Source organism: Cognatilysobacter lacus (assembly GCF_008274655.1).
Taxonomy (GTDB): domain Bacteria; phylum Pseudomonadota; class Gammaproteobacteria; order Xanthomonadales; family Xanthomonadaceae; genus Cognatilysobacter; species Cognatilysobacter lacus.
Map to the genome: position 1 here is coordinate 1 of NZ_VTRV01000114.1, position 8860 is coordinate 8860.

Consider the following 8860-nt stretch of genomic DNA (forward strand, 5'->3'; position numbering starts at 1 on the left):
CGGGCGGCGCGGCGACGGTCGCCGGCGTCGCGCAGGGCGCCTGCGTTCGCGCCGCGTACCAGGCCACGTTCGCGCCGATCAGCGCGCCAATCATCAGGACGAGCAAGTATCGAAGCATGGGACCTCCTTCACGTAGCGACATGCTGACAGCGGCCGTTAGCGGCCGTGTGAAGCCCGGGCTTTCACCGGGGGCTCCGCGGTTCCACGCCACCATCGGCGCACCAGGAGAACACCATGCGAATCGCTCCCCGCGTCTACACGGACCAGGCCGACATCGACCGCCTGCAGGCGCTGATCTCCGAGCTACCCAACGATCGCCATGTCCAGCTCACGCTCGACGACGGCCGCGAGTTCGTTGGAGTCGTGTCCGGGCGCCCCGTGGCCATGCAGTTCTTCGACCCCGACGGGCACGAGGGCACCAACGGGATCGTGCGGATCGAGCAGCCCGCGATGGAGCAGCCGGAGCAGGCCCGATGGGTCGACCTGTTTCTCGACCAGATTATCGCCGTGCGGCCACTCGACCGCGGCGAACTCGGCGTGCACGCCGGCTCGGGGGCGAACGGAAGCTCGCCTTCATCGCGGGCGCACTGAACCGGCGGGTCGACGCCTGGCTGGTCGCAGGATGCCGATCCTCGTCGCCTCAAGGTGACCGGACGCGAGCCGACCGCGTGCAAGACCGGCGTTGTCGCACGCGTCGGAAAGGGACGAGTTCGCGATCGGGAAGATTTCCGCGCCGGCCAAACAGGCGCGGCGTGTCGGCCGGTTCCGCGGACGCTGCGGAGTCGGGCACGCAGCGGCGGGTTCTCGTCGACGAATCCGGGACGACATCGAATTGGTGCGGCATGCGCTCCGGAGCAGCAGCCGCCAGTGCCTGTCGCCGGGCCGCAAGGCACCGCGGCGCGCGAAACGGCTAAAGCTCGACGCGGCGCTGCGCGGCGTCGATCGGGGCGTCGACCGCACAAAAAAAGAAAGCCCGGCCGAAGCCGGGCTTTCGATGTGTGCGACCTGGCGGTCACAGCGGGAGGATTACTCCGGCTGCACGGCCTCGGCCTGCAGGCCCTTCTGGCCCTGCGTCACGGTGAAGGAGACCTTCTGGCCTTCCTTCAGGCTCTTGAAGCCCTGGGTCTGGATAGCGCGGAAATGCACGAACACATCTTCGCCATTCTCGCGGCTGATGAAGCCAAAACCCTTGGCGTCGTTGAACCACTTCACGGTGCCGGTTTCACGGGACATTGTGTAACTCCTGGAACATATCTTTGAAGGTGCCGCACGAAGCGGCGATGGTGCTGTTCACAAGGAGTGATCTAGCAACGATGTAGCGGATCAGCGATCTACAGCATCGGGTCACAGGTCACGGTGACCCCCGGAGCAGCGCAGCTACCGTAGAGCCTGCGTCCACCAAAAGCAATGTCCGCCTGTCGCCTCTTCAGGCCGCCGGTGGTTTCGAGCGGCGTAGCGCCGTGTCGCGAAGGCGCGGTCCGCCTCCGGATCGACACGCCGTGTCGGCTGAAACCCTCTCCCCGCGTGGGCCGGCGCGCCATAATGCCGGCCCGCTTACCGTGCGCCGCCTCCGCCATGACAGACACCCTCCCCGACCGCCTCGCCACCGATCCGCAAAGCCCATTCCACGACGCAGGCCTGCTGGAGCGCGGAATCGGCATCCGATTCAACGGCCGCGAGCGGCAGGACGTCGAGGAATACTGCGTGAGCGAAGGCTGGGTGCGCGTCGCCGCCGGCCGTGCGCGCGACCGCCGCGGGCAGCCGATGACCCTGAAGTTGCGCGGTAGCGTCGAGCCCTACCTGTTGGTGCCGGACGCCGGCTGAGCCGCGACGGCGGCCGGCCGACCGGGCGCCACGGCCTCGGCGTGCACTGCCGCTTCGCGCGGTTGCCACGGCCACCGCCCTTCCAGTTCGACCTCGAGCGACAGGCTCAGGAACGTGCGGATCAGCACGATGCCCCCGAGCACGATCAGGCCGTTGACGGTCGGTTCGACCGCGACCGTGCGGATGATGTCGCCGGCGACCATGAATTCCAGGCCCAGCAGGATGCCGCGGCCCACGTCCTGCCGCAGGCGGCGGTAACGGGTTTCCGCGGGGCTGCCCGCGCGCACGCCGCCTCCGGATCCTGCGCTGCGACCGGTCGCGAAGCCCCATGTCGCCCACGCCAGCCCCACCACGATCACCAGCACGCCGGCCGAGTCGACGGCCATGCTTATCCACTCGCCCGCCTGTTTGAACGTCATCGGTTCCACTGCCGGCTCCCAGCGCGCATGCGGCAGTGTCGCGCCCGGCGCGGATGCGCGATGTCGAGGCCGACACGCACGCCTCGCAACCGCGGGTTCACCCTGACGTGTCCCGGCCGTTACTCCCTGTGCCGACCGCGATACGTTGCCCATGACACAGCTGACCGAAGACCAGGCCCGCGACTACATGCACAAGCTCCTTGCGGCCATGGCGAAAGCCGGCGGCTCGGACCTGTTCATCGCGCACGACTTCCCGCCGAGCATGAAGGCGCACGGCCAGATGACGCCCCTGAGTCCACAGAAGCTCACCGGTGCGATCACCGCGAAGCTCGCGCATGCGCTGATGAACGACAAGCAGCGCGCCGAGTTCGCGACCGACCTTGAATGCAACTTCGCGATCGCCATTGCCGGCCTGTCGCGCTTTCGCGTCAACGTGTTCATGCAGCAGGGCCACGTGGGCATGGTGCTGCGCACGATCGCCGCGGAAATCCCGAACTTCGAAAAGCTCAAGCTGCCCGAGGTGCTGAAGGACCTGGTGATGGCCAAGCGCGGCCTGATCCTCGTGGTCGGCGGCACGGGCTCGGGTAAGTCGACGTCGCTGGCGGCGATGATGGACCACCGCAATCGCACGTCGGCCGGGCACATCATCACGGTCGAGGATCCGGTCGAATACGCGCACATCTCGCAGAAGTCGCTGATCACGCATCGCGAAGTGGGCGTCGACACCCACAGCTGGCACCACGCGCTGAAGAACACGCTACGCCAGGCGCCGGACGTGATCCTGATCGGCGAGATCCGCGATGCCGAAACGATGGAGCACGCGATCGCGTTCGCCGAGACCGGCCACCTGTGCCTGTCGACGCTGCATGCCAACAGCGCATCGCAGACGATGGAACGCATCATCAATTTCTTCCCGGAAGAGCGCAAAGCGCAATTGCTGATGGACTTGTCGGCGAACCTGCGCGCGATCGTCTCGCAGCGACTGGTGCGCACACAGGACGGCAAGGGCCGCGCCGCGGCGATCGAGATCCTGATCAACACGCCGTCGATCGCCGAGAAGATCTTCAAGGGCGAGTTCAACGAACTGAAAGGGATCATGTCGAAGTCGCGCGAGCTGGGCATGCGCACGTTCGACTGGGCGCTGTTCGAGCTCTACAACGAAGGCACGATCGGCTACGACGAAGCGATCCGCAACGCGGACTCGGCCAATGAACTGAGGCTGGCGATCAAGCTGAAGAGCGAACGTGGCGAGCCCGCGCAGGCGGCGGCGATCTCGCTGTCGCTGGACGCTGCGCCGTCGCCGGAAGAAGTCGAGACGCTGCGCAAGGAAGAGCTGCGCAAGCAACAGGAAAAGCGCGAGCAGATCGAACTCGAGCGCATGCAGGCGGTCAAGGCGCAAGGCTGAGTCGCTGCGGCACAATGCGGGCATGCACGTCGCCTCGCTCCACCTGTATCCGCTCAAGTCCTGCGCGCAGCTCGACACCGCGTCGCTCGAGATCACCCCGCGCGGCCCGGCTGGCGACCGCCGCTGGCTCGTGGTCGACGGCGACCACCGCTTCATGACCGCGCGCCAGCACGCGAGGCTGGTCGGCATCCGCGCCGTGCCGGCCGCGGGCGGCCTGCGACTCGATGCAGGCGACCTGCCGACGCTCCACGTGCCCGTCCCGGCACATGCACCGCGACGCCGCGTCACCATCTGGCGCGACAGCGTCGATGTGCCCGACGCGGGCGACGCTGCCGCGCACTGGCTTACGCGCTATCTCGGCACCACAGCGCGCCTCGTGCACATGGACGACGCCGCCCGTCGCGCCGTCGACCCGGCGTTCGCCGCACCCGGCGACGAGGTCGCGTTCGCCGACGCCTATCCGCTGATGGTGATCTCCCAGGCGGCACTCGACGGTTTGAACGCGCGGCTGCCGACGCCGGTGTCGATGACGCGCTTCCGTCCCAACGTCGTGATCGCGGACAGCGCGCCGCATGCCGAGGACACCTGGTCACGCGTGCGCATCGGCGACATCGAGTTCGACGCCGTGAAGGCCTGCACGCGCTGCGTGTTCACCACCGTCGAGCCAGCCACGATGACGCGCGATCCGGACGGCGAGCCCTTGCGCACGCTCACCGGCTACCGTCGCACGCCCGCCGGCGTCACCTTCGGCATGAACCTCATCCCGCGCGGTACCGGCACGCTGCGCATGGGCGACCCGGTCGTAGCGCTCGGCTGAACGGGCAGCGCCTCACGTAGACTCCGCCGCTCAAACGGGGGATCCGATGAAGTCCAGCGGCATTTCGTTCCACCATCCGTGGGCCTTCTGGCTCGGCTGCCTGTTCATCACCGGCGGCGTCGCGGCGCACGTGCCGATGTTCCTGATGGGCCGCTACACGCAGTGGCAGATGGTCGGCATGCCGATGACGGCCGGCATGGTGCTGGGGATGCTCGCGATCCCGCTCGGCTTGGTATTCGCGTTCCACGGACTGAAGCCGCGCATGGCAGGGCTGGGCGGCGTGTCGGTGGCCGGTGGACGGCCCCTGCCTTTCCACATCGCCGACGGGGTGCCGCTCAACGTCGAACACTGGAAGCTCGTCGTGGTGCTCACGGTGACGCTCGCGATCGACGTCATGAAGCCGGCGACGCTCGGCTTCGTGGTGCCCGGCATGAGTGCCGAATACCAGATCGCCAAGCCGACGGCGAGCCTGCTGGCGCTGTGTGCGCTCACCGGAACGACCGTCGGTTCGGTCGTGTGGGGACGCCTGGCCGATGTCTACGGGCGGCGCGCCGCGATCCTGCTGTCGGCGCTGATGTTCATCGGCACCGCGATCTGCGGGGCGATGCCGGCATTCGGCTGGAACCTCGCCATGTGCTTCCTGATGGGCGCGTCGGCGGGCGGGTTGTTGCCGATCACGTTCACGCTGATGGCCGAAACGATTCCCGCGGCGCAACGCGGCTGGCTGCTCGTCGCGCTCGGCGGCGTCGGCACGTCCGCCGGCTACCTGCTCGCTGCGGGCGCCGCTGCGGTGCTGGAACCGCTGTTCAGCTGGCGCGTCCTCTGGCTGCTGGGCCTGCCGACCGGCGCGGCGATCATCTTCCTCAACCGGTTCATTCCGGAGTCGCCGCGGTTCCTCTCGAGCATGGGGCTGGACGATGTCGCGCGCACCGTGCTTCGCCGGTTCTCGGGTGGCCGTGACGACGCGATCGAGCGCGATGACGACGCCCATCCCGGACCGCCCGTGATCGACGAGCAGCACGCGACGACCGGCGTACGCGTGCTGTTGCGCGGGCGGCATGCACGGATCAGCGCGGGCTTGATGGTCTGCGGCATTGGCTGGGGCCTGGTGAATTTCGGCGTGCTGCTGTGGCTGCCTGTGAACCTCACCGCGCTCGGCGTGGACCCCACGGCGACCAGCGCGCTGCTCGCGAAGTCGGCGATCTATGCGCTTCCCGGCATCGCAGTGGTCGTGTGGCTCTACCACCGCTGGAGCAGCTACCGCGCGCTGGTGCTGTTCATCGGGCTCACCGTGCTGTCGCTCCTCGCGCTCGCCGCGATGGCCGCGCTGCAGGTGCACGCGCAGGCCGCGGTGATCGCCGCCGTGGTGGCGCTGCTGGTGAGCGTGAGCGGCGTGATCGCGATGCTGATCCCGTACGCGGCCGAGATCTACCCGGTGCACCTGCGCGGCACCGGATCAGGCGTGGTCGCGGCCAGTTCCAAGCTCGGCGGCATCATTGGCGCCGGGCTCGGCGTGTACGGTTTCTTCCAGCATTTCACGCTGTCGGCCGTTCTGATCGCCGTGCCGATGGCGATATCGATGCTGATGATCCTGCGCCACGGCATCGAGACCCGCGGCGCCCGGCTCGAAGACATCCAGGCGTCGATGGCGCACTGATCAGGCGCGCAGCACGACCTTGCCCGCATGCCGGCCGGATTCGAGCCAGGCATGCGCCTGCGCCGCGTCGGCGAGCGGGAACACGCGATCGACCATCACGCGGATCGCGCCGGATGCGAGCCACGGCCACACCACGCGCTCGACTTCAGCGGCGAGCCGCGCCTTCTCGTCGGCATCGCGGGGGCGCAGCGTCGAGCCGGTGATGACGGCGCGCTTGCGCATCAGCGCCCACACCGGGATCTCGAGCATGTCGCCGCCCTGCGAGGCGATGTAGACGATGCGCCCGCCCGTGTTCAGCGCATCCAGCGTGGCCGCGAGATACGGCGCGCCGACCATGTCCAGCGCGACGTCGACGCCACCTTCGGCTTTCGCGATCGCGCCGAAGTCGTCGACCCGCGTGTCGACGGCGACATCGGCACCGAGCTCGCGCGCGATGCGGGCCTTGTCCGCACCCCGCGCCGTCGCGATCACCTTCGCGCCGTGCGCCTTCGCCATCTGTATCGCCATCACGCCGATGCCGGAGGTCGCGCCGTGCACCAGCAGCGTCTCACCGGGACGCAGGCCGCCGTGTTCGAACACGTTGGCGTACACGGTAAACGCGGTTTCGGGAATCGCGGCCGCATGCACGTCGTCGAGGCCCGCCGGCACCGGCAATGCGTGGCGCGCGTCGACCACCGCGTATTCCGCGTAACCGCCGCCACCGAGCAGTGCGCAGACGCGGTCGCCCGGCTGCCAGCGTCCTGCACCCCGCACCACCTCGCCCGCGACCTCGAGACCGAGCGTGGACGGCGCACCCGGCGGCGGGGGATATCGCCCTTCGCGCTGCAGGATGTCCGGGCGGTTCACGCCCGCGGCGTGGACGCGAATAAGGATCTGGCCCGGGCCGGGCTCCGGGCGATCGGCGGTGACCGCATGCAGCGCGTCGGCGGGACCGGCGCCATCGCGAACGGCGATGGCGGTCATGGTGGGTGGCAGGCTCATCGTCGGCTCCGGCGGATTCGTGCCGCAGCGTAGCGGTACATGCGTCAGGATTCGGCGAGCGCGCGTGCCGAGGCGAGCGCGGGGGTCCACAGCGTGGCGCGGCTCTTGCCGCCGTGCTTGGATGCGTACATCGCCTGGTCCGCACGCGCGAGCAGCATGGACGGCGACAACCCCGCGCCCGGCGTATAGATCGCGACGCCGACGCTCGACGACAACCGGCGCTGCTGCGCACCGACGGCGTAAGGCGCATCGGCCACGCGCAACAGCTTGGCCGCGATCAATTCCGCATTCGCCTGCGCGTCCGCGAACGCTTCGCACACCACCACGAACTCGTCGCCCGCCAGCCGCGCGACCATGTCGACCGCACGCACGGTGTCACGGATGCGGCAGGCGAACTCGCGCAGTACGTCGTCGCCGGCATCGTGCCCGCAGGTGTCGTTGACGTGCTTGAAGCCGTCGAGGTCGATGAAATAGACACCCATCGCCTTGCCGGTGCGGTCCGCGCGCTGGGTCGCGCGCGGCAGCGATTCGAGCAGCAGCCGACGATTGGGCAGGCCGGTCAACGGATCGTGCAGCGCCTGCATCGCGAGCGAGCTTTCGAGTTGGCGGCGTTCGCTGATGTCGCGCAGGAACGCGTCGAAATAGCGGCGATTCCCGCGCCAGCGCGAACGCATGCTCATCTCGATCGGGATCTCGCGCTGGTCGCGCGTGCGTGCCAGCAGCTCGACGCGACGGCCGACGCGCTCGCTCGCACCGGTAGCGATGAAGCCGGCAAGGTCGGCGTCGAATGCGCCGCGCTCGTCCTCGGGCAGGATCACCTCGGAGAACAGTCGGCCGTAGGCCTGGCTGCGCGTCCAGCCGAACGCCGTTCGCGCGGCGCGGTTCCATTCGACGATGCGCCCCTCCTCGTCCAGCATCACGAAGGCATCGTTGGCCTGCTCCAGGATCGCGCGATGGTTAGCGATGCTCTCGGCAAGCTCGCCGGTGCGCTCTTCGACGCGCGCCTCGAGCTCGCCATTGAGGCGGGCAAGCGCGTGTTCGCGTTCGTCCAGCGCATCGAGCATGGCGTTGAACGAATCGACGAGGCGCGCGACCTCGTGGACGCGGCTCGGTGGCGCGCGAACGTCGTGTCGACCCTCGCGCACGGCGTCGGCGACGTCGAGCAGGCCATGCAGTCGACGCGTCACCGCGTGCGCGAGCCCCATCGCGAGCATGGCGCCGAGTGCAAGCGCCGCAAATGCGAACGGCAGACCCGTGCGGACCATGTCACGCACTGCGGCATCGACAGACGCATGGTCGGGCGCGATGCGCAGTTGTCCCTTGTTGGCGACCAGCAGCGTGGGTGAATCGGCGAGGTCGCCACGGCGCCAGCGCAGGCGGCCGGCGCTGTCGCGTATCTCGATGCCGGCAATGTCGCCCGCGTCCCACAGCGCGGTGGCGGCCCGTTCGAGCGCAATATCGTCGTGACGCGCCAGCGCCTGCGTAACTGGAGTCATGGCCCGGGTGGCTACCAGCATGACGTGCGCGTCGAGCCCCGCACGAAGCGACGCGCGCTGCCGAAGGGCGGTCTGCGCGGTGAACGTTGTCATCAGCACTGCCTGCAGCAGCACCACGCCGACCACCAGCTGGCGGCGGATCGATCCGCGCCCGCCGCGCCGCAGGGTCACGCGCGCGACCTGCGTGCGAGCGCCGCGTGCGTGCGCATGCGTCGGGCTGGAGCATCGACACCGGGCAGGCCCGGCGGCGAAGGCGTGTGC

Annotated in this window: 9 protein-coding genes; 5 read left to right on the plus strand and 4 right to left on the minus strand. The window is 68.9% G+C overall.

The annotated features are described in order from the left end of the window. Nucleotides 1-234: 234 nt before the first annotated feature. A complete protein-coding gene (locus FW784_RS10180) occupies nucleotides 235-591 on the plus strand; it encodes a DUF3247 family protein (protein WP_149353236.1) in 357 nt (118 codons plus the stop codon). 435 nt (nucleotides 592-1026) lie between these two features. Here the strand turns inward: FW784_RS10180 and FW784_RS10185 are convergent, their stop codons facing one another. Then, entirely contained in the window at nucleotides 1027-1233 is a 207-nt protein-coding gene (locus tag FW784_RS10185) for a cold-shock protein (RefSeq protein WP_115647238.1), read from the minus strand. A 342-nt stretch (nucleotides 1234-1575) separates the two neighbouring features. Between FW784_RS10185 and FW784_RS10190 the strand changes: the two genes are divergently transcribed. Then, entirely contained in the window at nucleotides 1576-1824 is a 249-nt protein-coding gene (locus FW784_RS10190) for a DUF3297 family protein (protein ID WP_149353237.1), read from the plus strand. Here FW784_RS10190 and FW784_RS10195 read toward each other — a convergent pair. Further along, nucleotides 1797-2243 (minus strand): DUF1622 domain-containing protein, encoded by a 447-nt coding sequence (locus tag FW784_RS10195; RefSeq protein WP_235893647.1) that lies wholly within the window; start codon nucleotides 2241-2243, stop codon nucleotides 1797-1799. The genes FW784_RS10190 and FW784_RS10195 overlap by 28 nt on opposite strands. 151 nt (nucleotides 2244-2394) lie before the next feature. On the opposite strand from FW784_RS10195, the gene FW784_RS10200 reads away from it, so the two are divergent. The 3 genes from FW784_RS10200 to FW784_RS10210 are packed head-to-tail and all read left to right on the plus strand — an operon-like array spanning nucleotide 2395 to nucleotide 6122. After that, nucleotides 2395-3648 carry a PilT/PilU family type 4a pilus ATPase gene (locus FW784_RS10200; RefSeq protein WP_187770767.1) on the plus strand — a complete coding sequence of 418 codons (1254 nt, stop codon included), beginning with the start codon at nucleotides 2395-2397 and terminating at the stop codon, nucleotides 3646-3648. A 22-nt stretch (nucleotides 3649-3670) separates the two neighbouring features. After that, nucleotides 3671-4465: an MOSC domain-containing protein gene (locus tag FW784_RS10205; RefSeq protein ID WP_149353239.1), complete on the plus strand. Its 795-nt coding sequence runs from the start codon at nucleotides 3671-3673 to the stop codon at nucleotides 4463-4465. Nucleotides 4466-4511: 46 nt separating this feature from the next. After that, on the plus strand, nucleotides 4512-6122 hold the full coding sequence (locus FW784_RS10210) for an MFS transporter (protein WP_149353240.1): 1611 nt from the start codon (nucleotides 4512-4514) through the stop codon (nucleotides 6120-6122). Here the strand turns inward: FW784_RS10210 and FW784_RS10215 are convergent, their stop codons facing one another. Continuing rightward, entirely contained in the window at nucleotides 6123-7103 is a 981-nt protein-coding gene (locus FW784_RS10215) for an NAD(P)H-quinone oxidoreductase (RefSeq protein ID WP_205123600.1), read from the minus strand. 44 nt (nucleotides 7104-7147) lie between these two features. Beyond that, nucleotides 7148-8770 carry a diguanylate cyclase domain-containing protein gene (locus tag FW784_RS10220; protein WP_149353241.1) on the minus strand — a complete coding sequence of 541 codons (1623 nt, stop codon included), beginning with the start codon at nucleotides 8768-8770 and terminating at the stop codon, nucleotides 7148-7150. Between the last annotated feature and the right edge of the window lie 90 nt (nucleotides 8771-8860).

Excerpts from the sequence above, each read along its gene's own strand:
- FW784_RS10205 (WP_149353239.1), top strand. The coding sequence starts at position 3,671 with ATGCACGTCGCCTCGCTCCACCTGTATCCGCTCAAGTCCTGCGCGCAG.
- FW784_RS10180 (WP_149353236.1), top strand. The coding sequence starts at position 235 with ATGCGAATCGCTCCCCGCGTCTACACGGACCAGGCCGACATCGACCGC.
- FW784_RS10190 (WP_149353237.1), top strand. The coding sequence starts at position 1,576 with ATGACAGACACCCTCCCCGACCGCCTCGCCACCGATCCGCAAAGCCCA.
- FW784_RS10195 (WP_235893647.1), bottom strand. The coding sequence starts at position 2,243 with ATGACGTTCAAACAGGCGGGCGAGTGGATAAGCATGGCCGTCGACTCG.
- FW784_RS10210 (WP_149353240.1), top strand. The coding sequence starts at position 4,512 with ATGAAGTCCAGCGGCATTTCGTTCCACCATCCGTGGGCCTTCTGGCTC.
- FW784_RS10215 (WP_205123600.1), bottom strand. The coding sequence starts at position 7,103 with ATGAGCCTGCCACCCACCATGACCGCCATCGCCGTTCGCGATGGCGCC.
- FW784_RS10185 (WP_115647238.1), bottom strand. The coding sequence starts at position 1,233 with ATGTCCCGTGAAACCGGCACCGTGAAGTGGTTCAACGACGCCAAGGGT.
- FW784_RS10200 (WP_187770767.1), top strand. The coding sequence starts at position 2,395 with ATGACACAGCTGACCGAAGACCAGGCCCGCGACTACATGCACAAGCTC.